28 protein-coding genes are annotated in these 25,986 nt (G+C 58.6%); 10 read left to right on the top strand and 18 right to left on the bottom strand.

The features are described from left to right. Positions 1–65 precede the first annotated feature (65 nt). Positions 66–1,337 (top strand): tetracycline resistance MFS efflux pump, encoded by a 1,272-nt coding sequence (locus BR48_RS0122495; RefSeq protein ID WP_027233371.1) that lies wholly within the window; start codon positions 66–68, stop codon positions 1,335–1,337. A gap of 1 nt (position 1,338) precedes the next feature. Here BR48_RS0122495 and BR48_RS0122490 read toward each other — a convergent pair whose 3' ends face one another. Next, positions 1,339–1,896: a TetR/AcrR family transcriptional regulator gene (locus tag BR48_RS0122490; RefSeq protein WP_027233370.1), complete on the bottom strand. Its 558-nt coding sequence runs from the start codon at positions 1,894–1,896 to the stop codon at positions 1,339–1,341. A gap of 3 nt (positions 1,897–1,899) precedes the next feature. Continuing rightward, the gene (locus BR48_RS0122485) at positions 1,900–2,373 is read right to left on the bottom strand and encodes a nuclear transport factor 2 family protein (RefSeq protein ID WP_027233369.1); all 474 of its coding nucleotides are present in this window, start codon (positions 2,371–2,373) and stop codon (positions 1,900–1,902) included. A gap of 174 nt (positions 2,374–2,547) precedes the next feature. Here BR48_RS0122485 and BR48_RS0122480 point away from each other — a divergent pair, with 174 nt between their 5' ends. Further along, the gene (locus tag BR48_RS0122480; protein WP_027233368.1) at positions 2,548–3,468 is read left to right on the top strand and encodes an aldo/keto reductase; all 921 of its coding nucleotides are present in this window, start codon (positions 2,548–2,550) and stop codon (positions 3,466–3,468) included. Here BR48_RS0122480 and carA read toward each other — a convergent pair whose 3' ends face one another. Continuing rightward, positions 3,469–4,719: a glutamine-hydrolyzing carbamoyl-phosphate synthase small subunit gene (gene carA, locus BR48_RS0122475; RefSeq protein ID WP_027233367.1), complete on the bottom strand. Its 1,251-nt coding sequence runs from the start codon at positions 4,717–4,719 to the stop codon at positions 3,469–3,471. It lies immediately after the preceding gene. 287 nt (positions 4,720–5,006) lie between these two features. Here carA and BR48_RS0122470 point away from each other — a divergent pair, with 287 nt between their 5' ends. Further along, a complete protein-coding gene (locus BR48_RS0122470) occupies positions 5,007–5,456 on the top strand; it encodes a GatB/YqeY domain-containing protein (RefSeq protein ID WP_027233366.1) in 450 nt (149 codons plus the stop codon). 314 nt (positions 5,457–5,770) lie between these two features. After that, positions 5,771–6,583 (top strand): transglutaminase family protein, encoded by an 813-nt coding sequence (locus tag BR48_RS0122465; protein WP_027233365.1) that lies wholly within the window; start codon positions 5,771–5,773, stop codon positions 6,581–6,583. Positions 6,584–6,613: 30 nt separating this feature from the next. On the opposite strand, the gene BR48_RS0122460 is transcribed toward BR48_RS0122465, so the two are convergent. The 11 genes from BR48_RS0122460 to BR48_RS0122410 form a co-directional block, all read right to left on the bottom strand. Next, entirely contained in the window at positions 6,614–8,125 is a 1,512-nt protein-coding gene (locus BR48_RS0122460) for a DUF1254 domain-containing protein (RefSeq protein ID WP_027233364.1), read from the bottom strand. 152 nt (positions 8,126–8,277) lie between these two features. Further along, on the bottom strand, positions 8,278–10,326 hold the full coding sequence (locus BR48_RS25300) for an ATP-binding protein (RefSeq protein ID WP_051615413.1): 2,049 nt from the start codon (positions 10,324–10,326) through the stop codon (positions 8,278–8,280). Positions 10,327–10,402: 76 nt separating this feature from the next. Beyond that, positions 10,403–10,783: a response regulator gene (locus BR48_RS0122450; RefSeq protein ID WP_027233363.1), complete on the bottom strand. Its 381-nt coding sequence runs from the start codon at positions 10,781–10,783 to the stop codon at positions 10,403–10,405. Between the two features lie 83 nt (positions 10,784–10,866). Then, entirely contained in the window at positions 10,867–11,520 is a 654-nt protein-coding gene (locus BR48_RS0122445; protein WP_228017919.1) for a response regulator transcription factor, read from the bottom strand. A 73-nt stretch (positions 11,521–11,593) separates the two neighbouring features. Next, positions 11,594–12,160 carry an Rrf2 family transcriptional regulator gene (locus BR48_RS0122440; protein WP_027233361.1) on the bottom strand — a complete coding sequence of 189 codons (567 nt, stop codon included), beginning with the start codon at positions 12,158–12,160 and terminating at the stop codon, positions 11,594–11,596. A 175-nt stretch (positions 12,161–12,335) separates the two neighbouring features. Then, positions 12,336–13,088 carry an SDR family oxidoreductase gene (locus BR48_RS0122435; protein WP_027233360.1) on the bottom strand — a complete coding sequence of 251 codons (753 nt, stop codon included), beginning with the start codon at positions 13,086–13,088 and terminating at the stop codon, positions 12,336–12,338. Positions 13,089–13,111: 23 nt separating this feature from the next. Next, positions 13,112–14,632 carry a cyclic nucleotide-binding domain-containing protein gene (locus BR48_RS0122430; RefSeq protein ID WP_027233359.1) on the bottom strand — a complete coding sequence of 507 codons (1,521 nt, stop codon included), beginning with the start codon at positions 14,630–14,632 and terminating at the stop codon, positions 13,112–13,114. Between the two features lie 21 nt (positions 14,633–14,653). Continuing rightward, complete coding sequence (locus tag BR48_RS0122425) at positions 14,654–15,070, bottom strand: cupin domain-containing protein (protein ID WP_027233358.1); 417 nt, start codon at positions 15,068–15,070, stop codon at positions 14,654–14,656. A 66-nt stretch (positions 15,071–15,136) separates the two neighbouring features. Beyond that, on the bottom strand, positions 15,137–15,898 hold the full coding sequence (locus tag BR48_RS0122420) for an SDR family oxidoreductase (protein ID WP_027233357.1): 762 nt from the start codon (positions 15,896–15,898) through the stop codon (positions 15,137–15,139). Between the two features lie 252 nt (positions 15,899–16,150). Next, entirely contained in the window at positions 16,151–16,432 is a 282-nt protein-coding gene (locus BR48_RS0122415; RefSeq protein WP_027233356.1) for a GNAT family N-acetyltransferase, read from the bottom strand. Positions 16,433–16,475: 43 nt separating this feature from the next. Further along, positions 16,476–16,934: a carboxymuconolactone decarboxylase family protein gene (locus tag BR48_RS0122410; protein ID WP_027233355.1), complete on the bottom strand. Its 459-nt coding sequence runs from the start codon at positions 16,932–16,934 to the stop codon at positions 16,476–16,478. A 581-nt stretch (positions 16,935–17,515) separates the two neighbouring features. Between BR48_RS0122410 and BR48_RS0122405 the strand changes: the two genes are divergently transcribed. Beyond that, positions 17,516–18,337, top strand: a complete 822-nt coding sequence (locus BR48_RS0122405; RefSeq protein WP_027233354.1) for an alpha/beta hydrolase — start codon at positions 17,516–17,518, stop codon at positions 18,335–18,337. A gap of 77 nt (positions 18,338–18,414) precedes the next feature. Further along, the gene (locus tag BR48_RS0122400) at positions 18,415–19,167 is read left to right on the top strand and encodes an SDR family oxidoreductase (protein WP_027233353.1); all 753 of its coding nucleotides are present in this window, start codon (positions 18,415–18,417) and stop codon (positions 19,165–19,167) included. 120 nt (positions 19,168–19,287) lie between these two features. Here BR48_RS0122400 and BR48_RS0122395 read toward each other — a convergent pair whose 3' ends face one another. Further along, complete coding sequence (locus BR48_RS0122395) at positions 19,288–19,533, bottom strand: YMGG-like glycine zipper-containing protein (RefSeq protein ID WP_027233352.1); 246 nt, start codon at positions 19,531–19,533, stop codon at positions 19,288–19,290. A 482-nt stretch (positions 19,534–20,015) separates the two neighbouring features. On the opposite strand from BR48_RS0122395, the gene BR48_RS25295 reads away from it, so the two are divergent. Genes BR48_RS25295 through BR48_RS25290 form a run of 4 tightly spaced genes read left to right on the top strand, consistent with a single transcriptional unit; the run spans position 20,016 to position 23,393 of the window. After that, on the top strand, positions 20,016–21,599 hold the full coding sequence (locus BR48_RS25295; RefSeq protein WP_051615409.1) for a PAS domain-containing protein: 1,584 nt from the start codon (positions 20,016–20,018) through the stop codon (positions 21,597–21,599). Next, a complete protein-coding gene (locus BR48_RS0122385; RefSeq protein WP_027233351.1) occupies positions 21,596–22,261 on the top strand; it encodes a response regulator in 666 nt (221 codons plus the stop codon). Before BR48_RS25295 ends, BR48_RS0122385 begins: the two co-directional genes overlap by 4 nt. Then, positions 22,240–22,617 carry a response regulator gene (locus BR48_RS0122380; RefSeq protein ID WP_027233350.1) on the top strand — a complete coding sequence of 126 codons (378 nt, stop codon included), beginning with the start codon at positions 22,240–22,242 and terminating at the stop codon, positions 22,615–22,617. The genes BR48_RS0122385 and BR48_RS0122380 overlap by 22 nt, the downstream gene beginning before the upstream one ends. Next, a complete protein-coding gene (locus tag BR48_RS25290; RefSeq protein ID WP_081815994.1) occupies positions 22,614–23,393 on the top strand; it encodes a response regulator transcription factor in 780 nt (259 codons plus the stop codon). The genes BR48_RS0122380 and BR48_RS25290 overlap by 4 nt, the downstream gene beginning before the upstream one ends. A 52-nt stretch (positions 23,394–23,445) precedes the next feature. Here the strand turns inward: BR48_RS25290 and BR48_RS25285 are convergent, their stop codons facing one another. The 3 genes from BR48_RS25285 to BR48_RS0122360 are packed head-to-tail and all read right to left on the bottom strand — an operon-like array spanning position 23,446 to position 25,658. Beyond that, positions 23,446–24,642 carry an MFS transporter gene (locus tag BR48_RS25285; RefSeq protein ID WP_081815993.1) on the bottom strand — a complete coding sequence of 399 codons (1,197 nt, stop codon included), beginning with the start codon at positions 24,640–24,642 and terminating at the stop codon, positions 23,446–23,448. 39 nt (positions 24,643–24,681) lie between these two features. Next, a complete protein-coding gene (locus BR48_RS0122365; protein ID WP_027233349.1) occupies positions 24,682–24,906 on the bottom strand; it encodes a hypothetical protein in 225 nt (74 codons plus the stop codon). Beyond that, positions 24,903–25,658 carry a TMEM165/GDT1 family protein gene (locus BR48_RS0122360; protein WP_027233348.1) on the bottom strand — a complete coding sequence of 252 codons (756 nt, stop codon included), beginning with the start codon at positions 25,656–25,658 and terminating at the stop codon, positions 24,903–24,905. The genes BR48_RS0122365 and BR48_RS0122360 overlap by 4 nt, the downstream gene beginning before the upstream one ends. Between the last annotated feature and the right edge of the window lie 328 nt (positions 25,659–25,986).

Below are 25,986 nucleotides of genomic sequence, written 5' to 3'. Positions count from 1 at the left end.
TGACGACTGAAAATGCGCCCTTTGCGCCTCCGCTGCGCATATGAGGGCTGTCTGTGAGTTTTCCGATGATCGATCCGGTCCTTGCCAAACGCGGCCTCATTCTCGTTTTTACGATCCTCCTGCTCGACATCATCGGCATTGGGATCATCATTCCCGTTCTCCCCGAATATCTGGAAGAACTCACGGGCACGAACGTCGGACAGGCGGCAATCTACGGCGGCTGGCTGCTCTTCGTTTACGCGGGCATGCAGTTTGCATTTGCGCCGCTTATTGGAAATCTGAGCGACCGGTTCGGCCGCAGGCCAATCCTGTTGATATCCATCATCACCTTCTCACTCGACAATCTGATCTGCGCGCTTGCACCTAACTTCGCGATTTTGTTGCTCGGACGAATTCTCGCGGGGATAAGCGGCGGCAGTTACGCGACGGCCTCAGCCTACATCGCCGATGTCAGCACCGACGAGAACCGCGCCCGAAATTTCGGCCTGCTCGGCATCGCCTTCGGCATTGGTTTCATCCTCGGCCCGATCATAGGCGGCTTTCTCGGTGAATTCGGCCCGCGGGTTCCTTTCTTTGGCGCCGCCGCAATCTCATTCGTCAATTTCGTCGTCGCCTGGTTCATGTTGCCCGAAACACTCGCGATCAAGAACCGCCGGGCATTCGAGTGGAAGCGCGCCAATCCGATTGGCGCGCTGAGACAGATGCGCCAGCACAAGGGCATCCTCGCTATCGGACTTGCCTTTTTCATGCTTACGCTCGGGCATATGGCATACCCGTCGGTATGGGCCTATGTCGGAAGTTTTCGCTATGGCTGGAGCGAAAGCGATATCGGCCTTTCGCTCGGCGTCTATGGCCTCTGCAGCGCCCTCGTTATGGGGCTGGTATTGCCGCGCGTCGTCACGAAGTTCGGCGAATGGCGAACCGCGGTCATCGGCCTGACCTTCGCCATGCTCGGCTTCTTCGGCTATGCGAGCGCCTGGCAGGGCTGGATGGTCTATGCGGTGATCATCGCGACGTGCCTAGAAGGTCTGGCCGACCCGGCCATGCGCAGCATCGCATCGGCCAAGGTGCCGGCCTCCGAACAGGGCGAGTTGCAGGGCGCGATGACGAGCCTTTTCAGCATAACCAATATTATCGGGCCGCTGATCTTCACGCAGATTTTCGCGGTTTTCACCGCGGCGGACGCGCCGGTGAAATTTGCCGGCGCCGCCTACGTGATTGGCGGTCTGTTCGTGCTTGTTGCCGTCATCGTCTTTATCCTGCGCGTCGAAAAGCCTTCACCCGCAAAAGATGGCGCGCTTGCACCGGGCGCGCTTGCGCCCAACGAAGTGCAGTAGCTCAGGCGAGGAGCCTTCGTTCGATCCGGATCATGGCGCGCTCGAAGACCGAAGCATCCCCACGGGCCCGGGCCAATACCAGCGCGCCCTGGATGCCGGCTAGGGTCTCTTCGGCAAGATCTTCCGCGTCGACCGCACTGCAACCACTTTTGACGAGGGCCGCGGCCAGTGACGCCTGCCAATCGGAAAAGTAGGCGCTGATCCGATTGCCGAACCGATCGCGGACGTTGTCGAGAGCAAATGCGCCGACAAGGCACACGCGCCGTCCCGAGTGAAAATATCCGTTCACGCCGCGGCACATTGCTTCAATGGCTGCGCGGGGATCAGCGCCTTCCCGCAAGACCCGATAGATATTCGCTTCGAACCAGGCATCAATTTCGGCAAGCACCGCCGTTGCCATTTCCTCTTTGCCACCAGGAAAGAAGTGGTAGAGGCTGCCCTTGCCGAGGCCGGTGCGTTCACCGATGATGGCAAGGCTTGCACCCTCGAAGCCATATTCACGGAAGATTTCGGCAAGAACTGGAACGATGTCGGAGCGTTCGGCAACGGTTTTGGCCATAGCCTACAGACCGAGATCGGTTAGCCCGGGATGGTCCGCCGGACGAGGCTTCGAGCGCTCCCAGAAAAACTTCCTTTCCGATTCCTTAATCGGCAGGTCATTGATTGATGCGTAGCGTTCGCGCATTAGCCCGTTCTGGTCGAACTCCCAATTCTCGTTGCCATAGGCACGGAACCAGTTGCCCGAATCGTCGTGATATTCATAGGCGAAGCGAACGGCGATCCGGTTGTCTGTAAACGCCCAAAGCTCCTTGATCAGGCGATAATCGAGCTCGCGCACCCACTTTGCGGTGAGAAAGGCAACGATCTCGTCGCGTCCGCTGATGAAGGTGGAGCGATTGCGCCACGAGCTGTCGGGCGTATATGCGAGGGAGACCCGCTGCGGATCGCGGCTATTCCAGCCGTCTTCAGCGGCACGAACCTTTAAGATCGCTGTTTCGCGCGTGAATGGCGGCAGCGGCGGACGTTGCTCTGACATGTTAGGTTCCTTTGTGTACCGAAAGGTAAATTCTTGAGTGATTGGTACAGTCATCCCCTCTCATGTCAAGAGAGAACTCGGTAGTTTCATGCGCAAGCGAACTTACCTTCAGCCATTTTCACCATTTCACATTTGCTCTAGAAAATGGGCGCCGTTGGAAAGTGAGGTGAGAGAATGTCCCAAGGATTGCGCGTTACGCTGAATGGAGCAGGGCTCAGCCTGTCAAGGATTGTCCTCGGTGGATGGCGGCTCTTGGACGGAACTTCGAAACCAAGTGCCTCCGACGTTGCGCGGCTCATTCAGGGTTCAATCGACCTTGGAATAACGAGCTTTGACCATGCGGACATCTACGGCAACTACGGAGTCGAGCAAGCTTTCGGAGAGGGGCTTAAAGATTGGGGCGGTCCGCGGGACACGATAGAGTTGATCAGCAAATGCGATATCATGCTGAAATCAAATGCCCGCCCGGACAATCGTCTCAAACACTACGATACGAGCGCCGCGCATATCAGGGCCTCTGTCGAACGCTCGCTCACCAATCTCCACACCGACTATCTCGATATTTTGCTGATCCATCGTCCCGACCCTCTCATGAATGCGGACGAGACGGCCTCAGGTCTGGAAAGCGTCGTAAAAGCAGGGAAGGTTCGCGCTGTCGGCGTCTCGAATTTCTCGCCATCGCAATTCGACCTGTTGGCTTCGCGTTTGTCGTTTCCACTGGTGACGAACCAGATCGAACTGTCGGTGCTTCAAACATCGCCGTTATTTGACGGCAGCCTCGACCATGCGCAACGCTTGCGCTACGCGCCGATGATCTGGTCCCCACTTGGCGGCGGCAAGCTCTTCAGCAGCGATGGGCAGCGGGAAATCTACGTTCGTGATGTTTTGGGCGAAGTGGGAGCGAAAATTGGCGTGGAGGACATCTCCGCCATCGCGATCGCCTGGCTGCTATGCCATCCGGCGAGGCTTATCCCAGTGCTTGGCAGCTTAAACCTCGATCGTCTCGCAGCAATGACTCGGGCGCTCGACATCGAACTCGACCGCCAGCAATGGTTCGAAATCCTGAAAGCTGCTACGGGACGGGACGTGCCCTGATCAGGCCGCCTGGTCCCGCTCCGGCAGCGGTTCCAGACCCTTGCGCGCGCGAATGAGATTGAAGAAGCGGCGGAAGAGATAGTGCGAGTCCTGCGGACCGGGCGAGGCCTCCGGGTGATGCTGGACCGAGAAGATCGGGCGGCCGGTGACGCGCAAGCCGCAATTGCTGCCGTCGAACAGTGAGACATGGGTCTCTTCGACGCCAGCGGGCAGCGATTTGGTGTCGACCGCAAAGCCATGGTTCATCGAGACGATCTCGACCTTGCCGGTGGTATCGTCGCGTACCGGATGGTTGGCGCCGTGGTGGCCCTGGTGCATCTTTTGCGTGTCGCCACCCAGCGCGAGCGCCAGCATCTGGTGGCCGAGGCAAATGCCGAACATCGGAATTTCGGTCTCGATCAGTTGCTTGATCGCGGGGACCGCATATTTTCCGGTTGCGGCCGGATCGCCCGGGCCGTTCGAAAGGAAAATGCCGTCAGGCTGGTGGGCGAGAACGTCGTCCGCCGTGGCCGTTGCCGGAAGTATGGTGACCTTCGCGCCAAGCCCGGCAATGAGCCGAAGGATATTGCGCTTGATGCCATAGTCGATGGCAACCACGTGGAATTCCGGCGCCGACTGTTCGGCGAAGCCTTCATTCCAGACCCATGGCTTCTCGGTCCAGACCGAACTCTGGCCGGACGTGACGTCCTTGGCGAGATCGAGGTCGAGAAGGCCATGCCATGCAGCGGCGCGTGCTTTCAGCGCCGGGATGTCGAACTTGCCGTCCGGATCGTGGGCGATCACGGCGTTCGGCATCCCTTTTTCGCGGATGAGAACGGTAAGCGCGCGGGTATCGACGCCGGCAAGCGCGATGATGCCGCGCGCTTTCAGCCAATGATCAAGGTTGTCGGCGGCACGATAGCTCGACGGGGCGGTGATGTCCGCCTTGAAGATCGCGCCGACAGCGCCAGCCCGGTTGGCGGGCGTCAAATCCTCGATGTCTTCCTTGTTGGTGCCGACATTGCCGATATGCGGAAAGGTGAAGGTTACGATCTGTCCCGCATAGGAAGGGTCGGTTAGAATCTCTTCATAACCGGTAAGTGCGGTATTGAAACAGACCTCCGCCTCGCAACTGCCGGTGGCGCCGAGGCCCTTGCCTTCGATGACCGTGCCATCGGCAAGGACGAGAACTGCCGTCGGCTTTGCTTGCGTCCAGCCGGCTGTCTTCGGGCTCGTCTGGGCTGCAGCGTCTGTCGTTGTCGAGGGGTTCATGCGGCACTCCTGGCGTAGGCTTACGTCGTTGTTGTCCTTGTCGTTGCGGGGCATTGAAGAATGCCGTCCATGCGTCCATATGACGTGACTGAACGCGGTGGCCGGAAAGCTCTCCACCGCAGCAACAACAATAATAGTCTGGCTAAGGCCCACTCCATAGACAAAGCCGCGCCCGCGGTCAATTGGAACGCGAAGACTCCTGATGAATTCTCCAGGCGTCTGGACTAACGCCAATTGTTTCAGGCTGGCTCCGCGTCTAGGTTGCTCGCAAACAGGAGACGACGAATATGCGCGATACGATCGCACAAGCACTCACCGCCGCCGTCAAGGCACAGGACAAGCGCCGGGTCCCGACGTTGCGCCTGATCATGGCGGCAATCAAGGATCGCGACATTCTCAACCGGGGAACGGGCAAGGAGCCGGTGACGAACGAGGAAATCAGCACAATCCTCGCCAAGATGATCAAGCAGCGCGAGGAATCGGCGAAGCTGTACGAAGATGGCGGCCGCCAGGAGCTTGCCGAGCAGGAGCTCGGCGAAATCGAGATTATCCGCGACTTCATGCCAAAGCAGATGAGCGAGGCCGAAATACGCGCCGCTACATCGCAGGTCATCACGCAAACCGAAGCAAGCGGCCTGCGCGATATGGGCAAGGTGATGAACGCGCTCAAGGAGAAATATGCCGGCCAGATGGACTTCAGCAAGGCAAGCGCCCTAGTCAAGGAATTGCTGCAGTAGCTGTGCTCGAGTACCGTGTGCGACTTGCATTGTGGCCGGGAACTCATCGCAATTTCAGGGTTTTATGAGGAGAAGGTGGGCTCGCGCGCCATCGGGATTTGAAAGGTCAAAGCTTCAAGATGGGCAAATTGTCATCGTGCGCAATTTTTAGGCGTCATTGGCAAAAAACCATGTAGGATGCACTGAGCCACTCCGTCTGTTGCTTGCCGGAGTGGACGTTCTTCCAACGTAATTAAAGATCAGGCACAGGCGCCACTGCGATACATCGGTCGTCTGCTTTTATTGTTTTCGATTTTAGCCCCGGAGCGCCACGAATGAAGATTGAAGTCGGATGCAAGCTGACCTTCGAGTTTCCGCAGGAAACACCGATTATCGCCATACTGAATGTTCATCACTCGCGCGTTGACGATCTCATCGGCATAGAGACGTTCAAGACAGCACCACTGATCCATGCCCATGGCTACCACGATCAATTTGGAAACTGGTGCAATCGTATCCTGGCGCCAGCGGGCCAATTCAGTTTAAGCACGAATGCTGTTGTCAACGACAGCGGCTCCCCCGATCCGGTCCACCTCGGTGCCGTGCAGCATCTGGTTCAGGATCTTCCCGATGAGGTGCTGGTTTACCTGATGGGCAGCCGCTATTGCGAGACGGACTTGTTGAGCGATCAGGCCTGGCGGCTGTTCGAACAATTCCCGCTCGGCTGGCCGCGCGTTCAGGCCGTGTGCGATTACGTGCACCAGCATATAAAATTCGGTTACGCCTATTCCAATCCGACCCGAACGGCGAGCGGTGCTTTTGGCGAGGGCATTGGCGTCTGCCGGGACTTTACGCACCTAGCGGTCGCATTTTGCCGCTGTCTCAACATACCGACACGTTATTGCACCGGATATATAACCGATATCGGGGTTCCGCCGCCGCATTCGGAGATGGATTTCTGTGCGTGGATGGAGGTGTTCCTCGGCGGAGAGTGGCATGCGTTCGATCCGCGAAACAACGCGCCGCGCATTGGTCGCATCAAGGTGGCACATGGGCGCGATGCTGCGGACGTCCCGCTCACGAACGTCTTCGGTCCCAATGTCCTGACGCAATTCAAGGTGTGGGCCGACGAGGCAGTCCCGGCCTGACGGGCGAAACCTGCCTGCGCCCTCGACAGATCAGTTCACCAATTCGAAATCGCCGGGCTTCCAGCTCTTGTCGAACCACGGTTCAAGCGGTGCGTACAGGCGCAGGATGGAACTCCAGCCCTTGCCGGGTACGGTCTGCACCCAGTTGCTTTCGTGCCCGGCGGGCGCGCTCGGCGCAAACCAGACTGTCACTGATCCATCTTCGTTCTTCGTGATGTCGGGATTATTGCTGTCGATACCTGCCAATTTCTGGTCTGTTTCGAGCATGGAGCGCGTCTGATTGTCGTAGGCTGTGAACGACCAGAACTGGCCGGCGGGTATCGGCGCGGGGAGCGTGATCTTGTAGGTCTTTCCGCCATCAAGAAATGTCCCCGCCGCGTCGCGAACGGCAAAGGCGTAGGCTGATCCGGTGCCGGGCTTCGCGGCGGCCATGGCCGGCGTTATTCCGGTCGCCATGTAATGAAACATGGTACGCGGATCGAGCATGCGTTCTCCATCGTTCAGGAACTGGTAGCTGTTGCCGATGAACCCGTTGTTCCACTGGCGGTCGGGATAGAATTTGGCGCGCTCGTCGCGTGGAGCAAACACCATCGCCCGCGCCGTCGCGTTGCCCACCGCAATAGCGTCGGTGAGAATGGCTTTCATCCGTGCATCAGGCGCGAATGGCTTGCCCTTCTTTATGCCAATGGAAGCGAACAGACCGACAATCTCCGGATCGAACGCATCGCCCGGCTCGGCCTGGATAACCTCATTGATTTCTTCATAGAACTCGAAATCGTTGGAGTGGATCGTGTTGAACTGCTTGCCGGAACTGTTGACGAATATGGTTTCCGGCGGATTTTCGGCCGTCGCCAGCGGATAGACCCGGGCATGTGCCTTGACGCTTTTTACCGCTCCGGCGATGTCGCCGTCCTTTACGAATGCCCGGTAGAAGATGAGATTGGTAAAGGTCGGCGTCCTGGTGACGAAATAGCCTTGATCCGGCAATTGTCCTTCCTGGTTCGGACCGACGAACAGATACTTGCCGCCCTTGCCCTTATCCGGGCCGATCAGGCCGACATCTGTGACATAGCGAAAATAGGCGTCGTCCACAGGTCCAAGAACACCCGGCGGTACTTGGACGACGACGGGACCGTCCTTCAGGTCGATGCAGAAGAACACATATACCGTGGTCGAATTGGCTGTCAGGAACAGGGAGCGCGCATCAAGAAGGTCTTCGCTGATCGATACCGCCTCGTTTGGGTTGACGCCGATGCTCTTCAGCCCGTTGCACGCCGCGTGCACCGACGCGGCCGGCACGCCTGAGAGGAAAGCCTCGACACCGCGCGAGAAATCGATGTTGTCATAGACCTTCCGTACGGTTTCGTCGCTGGGAAGCCCGTCGGAGAACTTCAGTTCGCCAATGCGCGTCTGCACCGCGTTTGGGGTTTGGATATCCGCCGGAACTTTGGCGACAAACTTTGGCGGCTGTTGCTGCGCCAGGGCAGGCGAGGCGGCGGCGATGAGCAGCGCGGCTAGCGGTGCGTGGCAAAATCTGAACATGGATCGGCCTTTCCAACGACGCCGCGTGGGGCGGCATTAGCTTCGGAAGGTCATTGCCAAGTTATCGATGCCAGTTGAAGTACGTTACGGTAACAGTGACCGAGACCGTGCTCCTTCATCGGGCTCTCTTGAGAGGGCGCCGTACTGCCCGATCAATAGGGGCGATTTTCTGATGCCGCTTGCTCGGAAGAAGCCGGATTGCCGGATGCTTTGAAAGCGCCTTTCGCCGGGATAGCGAAGCGAAATACAGCTCCGCCGTCCGGATGATTGAAAGCCTCGATCGTTCCGCCGTGGGCCTTGACGATCGACTGGCATATGGCAAGTCCTATGCCGAGGCCGCCCTCCTTTGTCGTGAAGAAACTGTCGAATATCCGTTCCATGTGATTGACGGCGATGCCCGTGCCCGTATCCCGGATCGAGAAAACAACCTGATCGTTGTCGTCCAGGCTGGTCTCGAGGTAAATCTCGCGTCGGGTTTTCGGTGCCGACTTCATGGCCTGGATGCTGTTGACGATCAGATTGACGATGATCTGCTGCAGTTGAATTCGATCGCCATCGATCAACGGCAGGTTCGGCTCAAGACTGGATTTGATCACCACATCCTTATCTTCGCTTTCGTGGCGAAGAAAGATCAGGCATTGGCGCACGACGTCGTTCAAACCAAGCAAGGCGTAGGACGGGGCGCGCTTGCGCGCCATGTCCTGGATCCGACCGATAATATCGCTGGCGCGCTGGGCGCTGTCGACCACGCGAGACGTCAGTTGATCTGCCTTCTCGAGATTGGGCTCGGCTTTCCTCAGATATCGCAGGCTCGTCTGGGCATTCATCAGGATTGCCGCGAGCGGCTGCTTTATCTCGTGCGCGATCGACGTGGTCATTTCGCCCAAGGTCGAAAGCCGCGATGCGTGCGAAAAATCCGCCTCGATCCTGCGCAGCTTTGCTTCCGCCTCAAGGCGCGCCGTGTTGTCTATCATGATGATGATCGTTGTATCGAGCCGTTCGCCGGGAACCGGGAAGGTCACCAACAGCAGCACGTCAATCACTCGGCCATCGAACGTCTTCACCTTGAGTTCTTCGACGTGGTTCCGCGCGCCGGAAAAATGCGCCAGCATAACGCGCCGCGCGGCGCCGGGCGTGCCCGCAAACAGATAGCCGACCGGACCGGTAAAGTCCGAACGTTCCTTGCTCCCGAAGAGAGACATGGCATCATCATTGACGTCGAATACCTGCACAAGTTCGCAGGTAAGATCGACGAGATCGGGGTGTTCCTCTGAATAGGCAGCCATGTCGTCGAGGCCGCCCTCCCTCAGGCGGTCGAAAATACGCCCTGCGGCGCGGGCGTCGATCTGCCAGACCGGGATGGGCAGATAGGAGATCAGGTTGCGATATCGACTCTGGCTCGCTTCCAGTTCGATCAGCGCGTTTGGCGCGTTCAATACGGCTTTGACGCGGACGAAGACTGTATCGGGGCACCGCGGGTCAGTCGCTCGCCAACCCGTCAGAACGACTTGCTGCAATCGGCCAACGACGGGAATTTCCCGTATCTCCGGCTCCGCGTCGGTCTTTGCAACCAGGGCGGTGAGCAAATCTCCAAGTGCTGCGCGGCTTTGCTCGGGCCATAGGCTGGCAACAGGTCGGTCGATCACCCGGTCACGATCTTCCGGCAACCCGAACAGGCGTATGGCTTCGTCATTGACATCCGTTATCTGGATGGCGGTGAGGAGCGTATCCAATCGATCTGGACACCATTCATCGGCGCTCGGATCCCGGTTCGCCGGTGCATTGACGGGGGCAAACAGGGGCAGGGCACGTCTCAGGTTGAATTGCCAGCAGGCTGCCGTCCCCAACGCCGTGCTATGAGGCAGCGAGACGGCGGCATTGGCTTGCACCGTGGAAAATTCGACAACATCCAGTGGATTGCCCAAACCGTCTTTGCGAAGTGCCAACCGGATATTGGCCTCGACTACCGCGCCAGAATGCGAGAGCCGCTGCAACGCGCCGTCCCAATGCCCGTTCTTCAACAGATGATTCCAAAGCACGGTGCCCTGGTCAGGCTCCGGCATGAGATCCTGGAAATGCCGGCCGATCATGGTCGCGACAACCCATCCATAATGGGTTGTCGTCGCGGGGTTGCAGTAATGAATTGTGCCTTCGAGATCGTAGCGAATTGCACTGTCGGTCGCGTAATCTGCGAGTTCCATCTGCGACCTCCGTTTTCTGACGCGATGGTCGATTGCGTTTCAATTCACCGGCTGGCGGTGTCGTTCGTGATCGATCTTACTCCTTCGAACCACGATTGAGGGCGGATATGATGTGCCGATAGAGCACATTGTCGTCGATCGGCTTGTTCAGAAAGGCGATTGCCCCACAGTGAAGCGCCCTCGACCTTGCTGCGGGGTCCGAGTGTGCCGAAATGAAGACGATGGGTAAGCCGGGATCGACCTCGGCAAGCTTCTGCTGCAATTGAAGCCCGCTTATAGCTTTCATGTGAAGGTCTGTGATCAGGCAGTCGAACCGCCCCGGGGCATGCGCTGCCAGGAATGTTTCGGGGCTTTCGAACGCCCGGCACTTGAAGTCGAACACCTCGAGTAATTCCGCCAAGGCCTCGCGGACGCTTGCGTCGTCGTCGACGACTGCAATAACTGGTACTGGGGCCAAAATGAATACTTTCGCGCAACCTACTGTGACAACTCGATTTTAGTATCTGCTGAGTCCCGGTCTCATCACAGCCATACCAAAGACTAGGCCGCATAGTCATTGCGTATGTCCGATGGTATGGACTGCCAGGCGTGCACCAGTTGGGTGACGAACGAGGTTTTCATCTTGCGCATCACGCTGCTTCGGTGGAGCTTGACGGTAATTTCCGATATGTTCAGCTCAAAGGCGATCTGCTTGCTCAAGGCTCCCCGCACCACAGCTTCCATGACTTGCCGTTCGCGCGGCGTGAGCGTCGCGTAGAGCGCGATATTGGCGTCTTTGGTGAGTTGCGCGGCGCGTCTTTCCTTGTCGATTTCGATGGCTTTGTTCACCGCGTCGAGCAACGTCTGTTCGCGCACGGGCTTGGTGAGGAACTCGATCGCCCCCGCCTTCATCGCCTGCACCGTCATCGGTATGTCGCCGTAGCCGGTGAGGAAAATAATGGATGCTGAAATGCCACTTGCGGCAAGGCGCGATTGAAAATCCAGCCCGCTGACGCCAGGCATGCGGACATCGAGTATCATGCAGCCCGGCCGGTCGAGGAGGTCTGCGTCCATCAGCGCCTGCGTCGAGGCGAAACCGGCGGCTTCGATACCGACAGATTCCAGAAGATCGCAAATCGAAAGCCGGAGCGATTCGTCATCGTCGACAACAAGGACGATCGGATTTTGATCGGGATAAGTTGGTTTGGCAGTCACTAAGGTCCCCGTCGAAAGATTCATCTTGTCCATCCAGTGCGTTGCAAGGAGTCAAACTGTTGTTCGTCAACGATCACTCGTTGGTACTGCGCCGTCGCTTTCGTGAACTGTCCCTGACCGCCGAAATGCGGGCAATTTCGCGATTGGATGCGCGGTCATCCAGCCACTGACCGACATTTGGTCCGAAATCAGCGGGGGCCAGCTCGCCGAAACCCATTGCCAGGTCCAGCAAGCTTGTCCGGCTCATTTCATTGCGCATGCTTTTCTCGGCCCGCAGCATGACGGCGTGAACCCCGCAAACGCCACTCGTGATCCAGGTGGGGGCATTGCCGCGGAACAAAACGCAGTTCTTGCGGATATTCCTGCAGTCAAAGACGCCCTTGCCGCCATCGATCGCATCGACAACCTCGAGGACCGTGATGTCCTGCGGCGCCTTGGCGAGCCGGTAACCGCCGCTGATGCCGCTGGTCGATGTGACCAGCCCCGCCTTTTCAAGCTTGGGCATGATTCTCGACATCAATGCGGACGGCACGCCCTGCAACTCGGCAAGATCGCGGCTGCTGACCGGCTTCGCACGCGGCTCGATAAGCCAGAGCATGCAGTGAATGCCATACTCAACCGCGGCCCCATACAGACTCACTCGGCCGGCAGCACCGCCGTCTGCCGTTTTCGAGGGTTGTTCAATCCTGGGCTTCTTCATAACACAACCCATACAAGGTTGTGTTATAAATTTCCAGTTGTATTTTGTATAGGTCGAGGCCGATTGGCTCCGATCTCATCAGCGCTTCTTCGAGCGGCTGAAGTGGATTGCCTCGTCAATTCGCCATGGAGCGGTATAGCCAGTCGCCGTAGCGCAGCGAGCCAAGGCGCGATCCCTTCAGCGGAAGAAGCGTGTCGTCGTTGAGTTCGACACCATAGTAGCGCGCTCTGTCATCGCGGATGACCTCGCGCCGGTCTTCATCGGCGGCGAGCTGGACACGCGCAATTTCGTCGAGACCGAACTGTTCAGGTCCGCCTATCTCCACGGTATCGTTGCGCGGCGCTGCCATCGCCAGTTCGGCCAGAATTGCGGCGACATTATCGGCAGCGATCGGTTGGATGAGGGCCGAGGGGAGCCGGAACTCATCGCCCTTGGCGCTCATCTCGATCACCCCGTTGATGAACTCGAAAAACTGTGTGGAATGGAGGATGGTATAGGGCCTGCGCGCGGCTCTGATAAGATTTTCCTGCACCATTTTCGCGCGGAAATAGTCACTCTCCACCAGGCGAGGCGTACCGACCACGGAGAGCGCGAGGTAGTGGCTGACGCCTGCATCTGCCGCCGCGGCGAGGAGGTTCCTGGTAGATGCCTTGAAGAAGGCCAATGCCGAATCGTCGCCGAACGAGGTGGTGTTGGTGACATCGACGAGGACCTCAGCGCCGTCGATCGCTCCCCGCAGGCCTTCTTCCGTCACGCTGTCGACGCCGAGAGAAGGGGATGCGCCAACCACTTCCATGCCTGCTTGCCGAAGTTTTTCGACGAGACGCGTGCCTATGAGCCCGCTTGCTCCCATGACCGTGATTTTCATCGTTGCTTCCTTTCAGAGTTGCGTTAGGGGCCGCCGTTAGTCGCCAGGAATGCAGTTTCCATGGATTTCAGCATTTCGGTCACCGAGCGGCGGTGCGTTCGATTCCGCGTCGAATGAGCGTCGCGAAGGCCCAATTCAAATCGTTGCGCCAGTATCGCCGCAAGATCGCCGGCCATGTCAGGCCGCTCTTCGAAGAGGGGGGCCAAATGCTTCTTGTCCAACTCAAAGATTACTGTTGACGCAATTGCGGTCATGGTTCCGGGTTCTGCGGTTCCGGGAAGTAGAGCATCCTCGCCAAAGAAGTCGCCTGGAGCCAGGCGCATGATCTCGTCTTCGCCGTGCTGACCCTGCCGGGTGAGGAGAAGCACTCCGCGTTGGACAAACATTAACGAACCCAGTGTCTGCCCTTGGCGTGCGACGATCTCGTCTTTTCGGTAAATCCTGCTCGAACCCGCATCGGCCAGGGCCTGTCGCTCTTCGCCCGAAAGCGCTGCGAAGAATGGTACCGATTCGAGAAGTTCCCTGGCGGGCGAGTTTGGCGCGTCAGGGATGGCGGAGCTTGCTCCTCCCAAACTCGGTGAAGAGGCGGGGCTCGCCAAGGTCAGTCCTGCCGATCGCGTATGACGATAGACGAGGTCAATCAATTCATTCTTGGCCGAGATACTGTAAGCCAGGCTCGATACGCGAAACAGCAGATCGACCTCGATTGCCGCGGCATCGAGCCCCCGCAAGGCAACCAGCGGAGGCGGGTCCCTGACGATCGAATTGCAGCTCAAGAGGACCATCTCCATGCATTCGATGGCTGCGGCGGGTGGTTTGGTCGGCGCTATTCTCAACGACAATGGAATGCCGTGCGTCTCGTTCGGGTGGCTGACATTCGTCAGCCCAAGCTTGGCGAGAAAGCCGTTTGGCAGAACCGCGATGTTATTGCCGGAGGTCAAGAGGTGGGTTGCGCGCCAATTGCTTTCGACAACGCGACCCTCCGTGCCGTCGCTGAGCTTGATCCAGTCGCCGAGGACGAACGGCCGTCCGAGGTTGAGCGCCACTCCGGAGAAGGCATCGCTCAAAGTGTTCTGAAGGGCAAGGCCAAGAATGATCGCAAAGATACCGGATGTTGCAAGCAAGGTGCCGACGGGCACACCGAATACAAATGCGACGATCGACAAAGCGGTGCCGAGATAGATCAGCCCGACAACGATATCCTGGATGAGGCGTGCCTCGCGCGGCGTATGTTCCAGCACGAGAAACAACCTGACAAAGGCAACAAGCGCCCATGCGACATTCATCCACCACACGATTTTGACGAGTGCGAGAACGACCGTCTCGACCGCCGAGCCGCGGCCAGGATCGATGTCATAGGGCAGGATGCCGTTGGCGAGCAGTATTCCTGTCAGCGCTATGAAAAACGCAATCTGCGCAATCAGTTTCAAGATCGAATGACGGCGCACGAGCGCACGTGTGGCAGCAACACCGGCCAGGGCGACCCAGCCGGCGTTGATGATTGGCGAGGACATCATGTCCGCAATGGTTGGATCGATGTTCATGCCTCACCCTTGGCAACCTGTTTATTCATGGTAGGGCAGCACCAGATCCTTCTCGTCGGTATTGACGACGAATACCGCAAGCAGCTTGGCCGGTTCAGTCGTGCTGGCATTCTCGCTGACGGCATGGCGGTCGCCGGGATATTCCGAAAAGCTTTCGCCCGCCTTGTAGGTTTTTGCCGGGCCGTCATTGACCTTGCTCGTGACGGCTCCCTCAAGGACCGTTGCATAGATGAAAGCGGAATCGGGATGGGTATGTGCAGCGGACGATCCGCCTGGACCATATTCGACGAGTACGCCCTTCATGCTCTTGCCCGGCACATTGGGCAGCTCATGTTCGTAGACAAGCGTGACTTTCGATTCCTTGCCGGCATCGTGAGCCAAGGCGCCCGCTGCATTTCCGGCGACGATGATCGCCGATAACAAGATGGTTCTGATCATTTTGGTTTCCCTTCAGCTTGTGGAATTGGAAGGAATCACGGGAAATTCCTTCCCGTTGCTCAATTGCTACTTCGCTGGCGCCAGCTGCGATTGGCGCAGCCAATCCCGGAAGCCGATCTTGCCGATCCGTGCGCCGTCGCCGGGTACGAGCGACTGGTCATTCAGCTCGGACCCGAAGTAGAGCGCATGGGTGTCGGCCTCGACTGTCCGCGGATCGTTGATTTCCTTGAGGTAGCGGGCAACGAGTTCGTTCATCCGGACGCGCTCTGGTCCCGCAATCTCGATCATGCCGTTGATCGGTTTTCCGACCGCAACGGCCGCCATCACATCGGCAACGTCATCGGCTGCGATAGGCTGGAAATAGGCGGGTGAAATCCGGGCAACCTTACCTACCGTTCCTGTGTCGGCGATGCCCTTCAGGAACTCGAGGAACTGCGTGGAATGCACGATCGTGTAAGGGATCGAAGATTCCTTGATGAGCTTCTCCTGAACGAGCTTGGCCTTGAAGTATCCGTTCTCCGGCAATCGCTCCGTTCCAACGATCGAGAGGGCGATATGGTGCTTTACGCCGGCCTTGGTTTCGGCTGCGAGCAGATTGCGCCCCGACGTCTGAAAAAATTCAAGGACCGCCTTGTCTTCGAAGGAGGGCGAGTTTGCAAGATCGAGCACCACTTCAGCGCCGACCAGGGCCTCCGCCAGCCCTTCGCCGGTAATGGTGTTCACGCCGGTGTTGGGCGAGGCGGCCAGGACATCGTGGCCCTTGCTGCGCAGGCGCGCCGCAGTCTTGGAGCCGATTAGTCCCGTTCCGCCGATAAGAACGATCTTCATGGCAATTCTCCTGTCGAAAGTGAGTGTTCGGATTGGTTGACCGCTTTCGACAATGATTGGAGAGGGAAAATCATTCCATCGTGCACGGGGCCTAGCGCTCTAGTCACCGGGTTTAGGCGACCTATCCGGAAGTTTAGGCAGCCACCCCGCGCCAGCGTTAGCTTCGGTGTTGGGCTGATACCGCAACGAAAAAGCCTTCGCGATGAAGCGAAGGCTTTTTCAGCACTATAGGTCGTGACGGAGCAGTCGGAATCAGCCGGCAACGAGATCACGGTATTCGGGATGATTGGCCGAAAACCTTGCCATGAAAGGGCACTTCAGCACGACTTTCCGTCCGCTCGCACGAATGAGTTCGAACACGCCCGCGGCCAGTTTCGAGGCAATGCCTTGGCCCGAATATTCGAATGGCACTTCGGTATGAATCAATACCACCGCGTTATCCTCAATCCTGTAGTAGGCGGCGGCGATTGCTCCATCGGCAATCGGTATCTCGTAGCGACTGTCAGCAACATTGTCCTTGACGGGATTGCTCATCGATTGTCCCTCTGTGGTCCGGGGTGGCATCTGCAAAGCATGGTCAGGCCGCCGTCGCAGCGTGGACGGGGTGCGCGGCGCGGGCACCAACTTGCAGCCGATTCCAGAGGTTGATCATGCCGATCGCTATCGTGAGATAGGTGAGTTCGCCCTCATTGAACTGGTCTTTCACAAGGGCATAATCCTCATCGGGGGCACCGGTCTTCGCAACCCTGGTCAGGGACTCGGTCCACGCCAGGGCCGCGCGCTCGCGATCGGTGTAGAGCGAAGATTCGCGCCATGCATCGAGCATGAACAACCGCATCTCTGTTTCGCCGCGCGCGCGGGCGTCACTCACGTGCATGTAGATGCAGTAGGCGCAGCCGTTGATCTGGGAAGCGCGCAGCTTGACGAGTTCCCCCAGGCTGGGCTCGAGCCCGCCGGTGGCGAGGACCTTCTCCACTTTGGTAAGAGCTTCAATGAGTTCGGGAGCAGTTTTGAATGGCATGAATCGGGGCGACATTTCGGGTCCTCCTTAAAAATGATCTACGCGCCCATCATGACCCTCGCAGGCGCGTTCGCTATCGTACCGGATGGGGAGCGATCCTATTCTTTCGTTCAGGTGAACCATCCCGCAATGCCAGGAGCCGCGCGGCCCTGGTCGCCCGTTTCGGCAAACGATTGCTGATCGAGGCCGATCGCGCCTAACCGAACCGCCGCGACCCTCAATTTCAAACTGCTCAATGTCACCCTCGGTATGAGCCATCCAAACCTATGGATGGGATGCAGGAGCTCGGCTCAGCCGCTAATTTTTCAAGTGCGAGCCGTGTAAACCGGACGCGACAGGGATGATGAATGCAGGAGTTTTTCCGGTTTCTTCCTGCAGCTGACGAATTGGCAGGCGAGCATCCAACCTGTCCGGCCCAATCCATCGAGGAGAACTCCATGAAAGAACCCACTCCGATTGAACCGATCGAAGCATCCCGCCGCGACGTCCTGCTGCTTGCGGCGAGCGCGACAGTCTTTGCTGCCATGCCGTCGACGGCGTTCAGCGCAAAGCGGGTTTCACCTATGACCGCGAACCAGACAGAAAGGAACTACACTATGGGAATGCTGAAAACCAAGGACGGGACAGAAATCTTCTACAAGGATTGGGGAACGGGACAGCCCATCGTCTTCCATCACGGTTGGCCGCTCTCCAGCGACGATTGGGATACGCAGATGCTCTTCTTCCTGGACAAGGGATATCGGGTCATCGCCCATGATCGTCGCGGCCACGGGCGTTCGACCCAAACGGCGACCGGCAATGACATGGATACCTATGCCGATGATTTCGCTCAGCTCGCAAAGGCTCTTGATCTGCGCGATGCCATTCATGTCGGCCATTCGACCGGCGGCGGCGAGGCAGCCCACTATGTGGCGCGTCATGGCAAGGGGCGTGTTGCAAAGCTCGTCCTGATAGGCGCGGTTCCACCAATATTGGTGAAAACTGCAGCTAACCCAAACGGCACCCCGTTGGATGTCTTCGACGGAATGCGCCATCAACTCGCTGCCAACCGTGCGGATTTCTATTGGAATTTTCCCATCCCGTTCTATGGCTTCAACCGCGAGGGGGCGACTTTGTCTGAACCCGTGCGCGCAAACTGGTGGCGGCAGGCAATGATGGGCGGAGCGAAGGCTCAATATGACTGCATAAAAGCCTTCTCCGAAACCGACTTCACCGGCGACCTGAAGGCGATCGATGTTCCGACGCTGGTGATGCATGGCGACGACGACCAGATCGTTCCGGTTGCCGATTCGGCGCTCTTGACCGTGAAGCTTTTGAAGCATGGCACACTGAAGGTCTACGAGGACTTTCCCCATGGCATGTGCACGACCAATGCGGACGTCATCAACCCCGATCTGCTTGCGTTCATAAGAAGCTGAGCGATGCGTCGGCAGCAACCGGGCGTCGCTGCCGACATCAAAGTCGATGATGGGTCGCCAATAATCGAAGGTGTTAGATGGAAAGTTTTCACGACAAGGTTGTCATCATAACTGGTGGCAGCAGCGGCATCGGTTTGGCGGCAGCCAAGCAATTTGCGGCGCAGGGCGCTAAAGTCCTCATTACCGGACGCCGCCCTGGCGTTCTCCAGGAAATCACTGCCGCTAATCCCAACATAGAGGGCCTTGTGGCGGATGCAGCCGATCCGGCAGCAGCACATCAGACGGTCGATGCTGCCATCAGACGTTGGGGACGCCTCGATGTTCTCGTCAACAATGCCGGAGCTGGTGCAATCAGGCCGCTGATCGAAAGCGATGCCGACACCATTTCCAGCGTGTTCGCCGTCAATGTGACGGGACCGCTGCTTCTTGCCGCGGCGGCAGTCCCGCACCTGGCGGAGACCAAAGGCACGATCATCAACATGTCGAGCACATTCGGCAGCAAGGCAGCGGCGGCGCTTTCCATCTATGGATCGAGCAAGGCGGCGGTCGAGCATCTCACCCGTTGCTGGGCACTGGAACTCGCCCCGCAGGGGATACGCGTCAATGCCATCGCTCCGGGGCCGGTGGAATCCGATTTCCTGCGTGATCGCATGAACCTGTCGCCTGAAGAAATCGTTGCGGTCACTGAGCAGGAACGCAAGGCAATCCCGCTCGGCCGGCGCGGGGTGCCGGACGACGTGGCCATGTGGATCGTGCACCTTGCCGATCCGCGCGCCACATGGATGACGGGGCAGGTCATTGCCGTCGACGGGGGCCTTGTTACGACGTAGCCGGAACGGCGGCTTTTCCGGCCCCGAACCCGGGCCCTACGAGTAAGAAGCACCAGGCTACTGCGGCACGAACCCGGTTCCGTGCCGCCATCGCCTGTGTCTCGAGAAAGGGTCGCCCCTCTAACGGCAGCGCGCCGTATAAATGCGGCCGTTCCGGTCTCGGTACTGACAATACCCGTTGCGCAGGTTGCGGACCAAAAGGCCGCCAAGCGCGCCAACGCCCGCGCCAATCAGCGCACCTTTGCCGCCGTCAGCAATACCACCGATTATCGCGCCCGCCGCAGTGCCGACGCTGAGGTCCTTTTCCGTCGTTGTGCAGCCGGCCAACCCCATGATGAGGACGACTGTCAGTACGAACTTTGGCATTGAATATTGGTTCTGCTGAACGCGATTGTCTGGGACCAGATTCATGGTGAGGCTTTCCGTTTTGAAAGGGAACATAATCGGGTGTCACGCTGCGGCGAAGTTTGCCAGCGAAGTTGATATTGGCATATCGCAACACAAAGTCACGCGATTTTAGCGAGGCGCCCTGGTGGGATGAGCCATCGATCTGCCAAGGCAAGTTAACAGCGTCATCAGTCACTTATCTCGGCCTCGTGCAGTAGATCGCTGGCGGCTTGTCGCCGTTTATTCGGCCATATTCATTGACGGGCGCCTCCTTGCTCTGGAGGAACCCCCGCATTTTGTTGTAAAACTTTTGGATCGGACGAAAACGTTTGGTTCGCCACAACCTTCTGCAATCATGGATTTCCATGAGGTGCGATAAGCGTAGTGCTAGATTACACTATCGTATGACGTCGGCAGCTCTGAAATCGATAGTCAATGGTATAGGAAGCGTAGGCGGCCCGATGGTTTTCTTTGTCGGGGAGGAGCAGCCGATTATGCAGATGGAAATTGCCAATCAAATGCAGGCCGAAGAGGCGCTGCGCGATCGGGAGAGCGAGCTTTCCTTGCTCGTCGATATGGTTCCCAGTCACCTCTGGCGCCTCACACCCGAGGGTGAACCGACATTCTTCAATAAACGCATGACCGATTTCCTGGGTCTGGACGTTCCAGATACCGACAAACCTGGAATGAGCCGGCTGGACGTGCTCATAAGCACGGTGCTGCATCCACAAGACGCAGTGGAGTTTCGCGAAACGCTCCGCCACAGTCTCGCAACCGGCGTCCCCTTTTCCTTGAAGTATCGCCTTCGCCGAACCGACGGGCTCTATCGTTGGATGTCGAGCCGCGCCGAGCCGCTTCGCGACCACACCGGACGCATCGTTCAATGGTACGGTCTTTGCCATGACATCGACGACCTGGTGACGGCCCAGGAGGCGCTGAACGATCGGGAGCGGGAACTGTCGCTGCTCGTCGACATGGTCCCGAGCAATCTCTGGCGGCTGACCCCGCAGGGAGAGACCACCCTCGTCAACAAACGCATGGCGGACTTCCTCGGGATGGACTTGGAGGACACGCAACAACTGGCGGTGGTGTTCGATACTATTTTCCACCCCGACGATGCCGGGGAGGTGGAGGCCGTTCTCGGGAGCTGTTTGCGCACCGGCGAGCGCTTCTCGATGAAGTATCGTCTGCGCCGGTCGGATGGCGTATATCGCTGGATGTCCGGTCGCGCTGAGCCTTTGCGCGATGAGGACGGAAATATTGTCCAGTGGTTCGGCCTCTGTCACGATATCGATGATCAAATGCACGCGGAAGATGCGCTTCGACGCGCATACGACAAACTCGCCCAGGCGACGCAGGCAGCGAGCCTGGCCGAACTGTCCGCGTCTATCGCGCACGAGGTAAATCAGCCGCTGGCAGCCATCGTCGCCAATTCCCATGCATGTTATCGTTGGCTTTCCGCGACCCCTCCAAACGTCGAACGTGCCAAGATCACGGCCGAGCGCATCACCCGCGATGCGAATTCGGCCGCGGATGTCGTGAGCCGTGTGCGCGCGCTCTTCCGCCGAACGCCGCATGCCAGGTCGCCGGAAGATGTCAACCGGTTGACCAGTGAAGTCTGCCAACTGATGGTCGATGAGGCCGCGGCCAAGAACGTACGCATCAGGACGGAACTTGCCCCCGACCTTCCGTCGGTTGCGCTCGATCGCGTCCAGATACAGCAGGTACTCGTAAACTTGATCCGCAACGGCGTCGAAGCAATAGAAGCTGCGGCCGACAGCCAGCATATTCTGCAGATCCTCTCCTCTTTCGATGGCCCTGACGCCATTCGGATCGAGGTTCGAGATGACGGAACGGGCTTCAAGGACGCCGAGCGGGTGTTTGAGCCGTTCTTTACGACCAAGCCGCATGGGATGGGTATGGGGCTGGCAATCTGCCGTTCTATCATCGAATCGCACGGGGGCCGCCTCTGGATGGCCAACAACGAGATGCGCGGGGCGACTGTCGCCTTCAAGCTGCCGTTGGCGGCGAGCGAGACGCCATGAACTCGCGCGATGAAATCGTCTTCGTGGTCGATGACGACGCACGCGTACGCGAGGCGCTCGGCGAACTACTGGAATCGCTCGGATGGCGAACCGAGACCTTTGCTGCCGCCGCCGATTATCTCGCCTGTCCGAAGCCGGATCTTCCAGCGTGCCTGATCCTCGATGTCGAACTCCCTGACGTCAACGGCCTGGAATTTCAAAAGCAGCTATCGAGTGACGCGCATCCTCCGATCGTGTTTATCACGGGCCATGGCGATATTCCGTCATCGGTAAGGGCCATTCAGGGTGGGGCGGTCGACTTTCTTGCCAAGCCGGTCGGGGAGGATGATCTGATCGCGGCAGTGCGGGCGGCGATCCGGCGCGACCGTGAACAACGTACGACACGCGCCGAACTGGCTGAGCTTATGCGCCGGCTGTCGGCGCTTACGCCGCGCGAGCGAGAAGTATTGCCACTCGTTGTCAGCGGCCTTCTCAACAAGCAGGCGGCAGCGGAACTCGGCATCAGTGAGATTACTCTCGAAATCCACCGCAGCAAGATCATGCACAAGATGGAAGCGGCATCGCTCGCCGACCTGGTGAGGATCGCCGAGAAGCTGCGCATCCCTGTCACTCATTCCAGACGATCCGGAAGCTCGCGCGAATGTACAACCAGAAGTCTGTAGTTGCGATCGTCGATGATGATCAGCGCCTGCTCGACTCGCTCGAGGATCTCCTCGAATCCGCGGGACATGCCGTTCGGGCGTTTTCGTCCGCCAGGAAACTGCTGGAGAGCAACGCTGCGCATGAGATCGATTGCCTGATTACCGATATCGGCATGCCCGGTATGGATGGCTTCGAACTGCAGCGCTTAATGAAAGACAAACACCCCGATCTGCCTGTGATCCTGATTACGGGCAGGCACGAACTCGCAGAGCAAATGCAGCCCAAACATGGCTGGTTCTTCCGCAAGCCTTTCGACGGGCAAGCGTTGCTTGCAGCGATCGGCGATGCACTGACTGGAAAGGGGACTCCAAAATGAGCATAAGCTATCATGCAAATGTAAGCCTGGGGCATGCCGTACCCGATCGATCGCAGACCGTGAGCGATTGGGGCGGCGCGGAGCCTCCATTGGTTATCTTCGTCGATGACGATGCGAAGCTCCGTGAAGCACTCGATGAACTGATGCAGTCGGTGGGCCTCGACACCATCAGCTTCGGTTCGACGCAAGAGTTCCTCGAAGCCGAGCTTTCTGATCGGCCGGGATGCATTGTCGCCGACGTGCGCATGCCGGGCGTGAGCGGTCTCGATCTCCAGCATCGGCTCCTGGAAAGCGGCGATGAAAAGCCGATTATCTTTCTTACCGCCCATGGCGACATCCCGATGTCCGTTCAGGCGATGAAGGCCGGAGCGGTAGATTTCCTCACCAAACCGGTACGCGACCAGACGTTGCTCGATGCCATAGCCGCAGGAATTGACCGCGATGCCAAGCAGCGCGCCCAGGCGCGGATCGTTACCGACCACCTGAGCAAATTTGCGCTGCTCACACCACGCGAGCGTCAGGTGATGCAGGAGGTCGCGATTGGCCGTCTGAACAAACAGATCGCATTCTGCCTTGGCATCAGCGAAATCACCGTAAAACTTCACCGCTGCAACGTCATGCGCAAGATGAAGCTCACATCAGTCGGCGAACTCGTTCACGTCTGGGAGGCGCTGCCTGAAGGCGTGCGCAATTCTGTGGAAGCTCAGCCCTGTCCTGCCAAAATTGCGGATGCCGGCCGCCTCGCAATCTCGCATCGACCGGCCATGGCATTTTGAACAATGCGGCGGCGGCTTCGGCAGCGCGTGCGCTCGAACCTGCACGGCAGTTTCAAGCCGGAGCTTCAGTCGTTCCAGTACCAGTCGTTTCGCGAAGGCGGCGATTGACCGCCATCGCCAGCGCCCATGCCCCGGCGGTGATTGCCACGCAAGCCGCGGCGAGTCCGGCGTAGCCCGCGGCCGTGATCGTCGCACCAGCGATCAGCGGGCCTGTTGCGAAGCCGAGCAGATAGGCCGAACCCGCCGCTGCCGCCCAACGGCCGCTGCGGTCAAGTGCTGCTGAAAGACCAAAAAGATACGGGATTGAAAAATAGTAGATCACCACCGACGCGATGAGAGCGACCAAATAGACAATCGCGCTTTGCGAGAAGCAGAGCGCAATTGTGATGATGGCGAAACCGATACAAAACCCTGTGATCGGAATTGCCCGGCCCCAGCGCAAGTTGAGAACGGTGGCGGCACCAGCGCCCAGGAGCCCGATCAGCGATGCGATGGTCAGCGCATAGCTCACTTGCGAGGTGTCGAGACCGGCGCGCTCGCCGAGAGGTGCGCTGAAGGTGTAGACCGCAGCGGAAGCAGCCAGATAAAGCACGATGGCCGTGAACGTCATGACGCCGATCAAAGGCGGGGCCGCAACCCCGGCCGCCGAATATCGGTGGACGTTTCGGGCGCGGTCGCTCGGAATGAGGAGCAGCAATGGGGAGAGTGCGAGAGTGACCCCCGCGATAAATGCAAAAATGCCCCGATGTGCGAATGCGGCGGTGAGTTGGCCGCCAATAGCGAAGAGCCCAACGCTTCCAAGCGCCCAGACGACCTGAAAGTAGCCGTAAACCTTATCCGGGTTTCTGCACCGGGAAGCGACAATGGAAAGCGACACAGCGTAGATTGCGCCTTCCCCGACACCCGCGAAGCCGCGAAGAAATGCGAGCGATCCGAGAGAAGTGCTAAAGATCGACGCTCCTTGCGCCAACAGTGTCAAAGCGACGGCGGCGAGGCAGACGCGCCTGTAGGAAAACCGGGGCAGAACAGGCGCAATGAGGATCGCGGTGGCAGCAAGGGTGAGAAACTCCACGAAGGCGACAAAGCCTGCGTCGCGCTCTGAAAGCGAAAGCCCGTCCATCATACCGCTGACGAGGAAGGGTGCCATTTGCGGTACCAGTCCGCCGATTACCTGCGCGGCGATCGCACCGACCACGACGGGCCACGAATCGCCCGCTGCTGAAACGTCCCGCATCGCATCAGATCCCATGGTGGCCTCCCACAAGTGCCACAGGTTGTAGTCATGCCATCAAGTGTCTGACGGCCGCTTCCCTCTGGCGGCGCGCCAGATGCTTTCTGCCAGAATGAGAATGCATCCGGCAAGCAGCAACAGCCCGCCAGTCAGACCCGGCAGCCCCGCAAATTCCACGGCTGCAGCTATAATAGCGATCAGCAGGATCGACAGCAGCGCCAGTGCGCCGTCGTCGATGAACATGCCGATCAATTCCTTCAACGCGGAGGCGAGAAAGCTCATCGGAATACTGCCTTTACCTGACCTTCGTTATAGCTGCGCAGCAGACGCACTGCCATCAGCGAGAATAGTGCAAGAACGACGAAGATGGCGATGAGTGAAAGATCGGCGCCCGGCCAATGCGCACCAAGGCCTTCTCCGGTCCAATAAACGCCGAAGGCGGTCAGCAGCAGGCCGACGACGAATTTCAGCGTGTTTTCCGGAACGCGCGCCAGCGGCTTATGCACCGCTGCGCCAATGGCGAGCACCAGCAGGCACGCAGCAGCAGCGCCAAGGGCCGCATAACCGATCATCCCGCGTCCGGCGCCGACGGCAATGACGATGAAGACCACTTCGATGCCTTCGAGCAGGACGGCCTTGAACGCCGCCGTGCCGGCGATGAAGTCAGCGCGGCGCTCGGCGGCCTGACGCTTGAGCAAGTCGGTTTCTTTTGCAAAAGCTTCCGTCTCGTCATGCAGGGCAATGAATCCCGACGCGCGCAGGATCGCCTTGCGCAGCCAGCGCATGCCGAACAGGATCAGCAGCGTGCCGATGACGAACTGCAGCAGTTCCACCGGAATCAGGCCAAGGAGCGGCCCGAGGACTATGACGATCAAAGCAAGGACGACGAGCGCGAGAACCGTGCCGATTATGGCGGGCCGCCAGCTGCGCGATACGCCTACGGCGAGAATGATCGTGAAGGCTTCGACGACCTCGACGAAGGAGCCAAGGAAAGCCGCCGTCATGGTGGAAGCGATTGTCGTGATGTTCGTCATGGAATAAATCGTTCCGTAATCAGAGGTTTAGGCAACGTGGCACTGTAACGGTTGCCGGCGCGGCCGCTAGATAGACGCAAAGCCGTGTCAAGAATTTAAATCGAATCCATCGACGTGATCCACATTTGCTGCCCGGTGGCGGATCGAGGTCAACGCTCCAGATTGCATGGCTCGCATGCAATTTTGTGCATTGCAATATCCGAGGGTGAACACTATCTTCAAACCGTTGGGTTCTTCTCCTCCCAGAAACCCCAACCTGGAATGTACTGCACCTCCTCCCGCGGTACATTTACAATCAGGACCGCTGCACCTCCTCCCGCAGCGGTCC

This window comes from Phyllobacterium sp. UNC302MFCol5.2, from assembly GCF_000686005.1.
Classification (GTDB): domain Bacteria; phylum Pseudomonadota; class Alphaproteobacteria; order Rhizobiales; family Rhizobiaceae; genus Phyllobacterium; species Phyllobacterium pellucidum.
The sequence above is the reverse complement of the archived record's forward strand: the minus strand, read 5'-3'. Positions and strand labels throughout refer to the sequence as shown.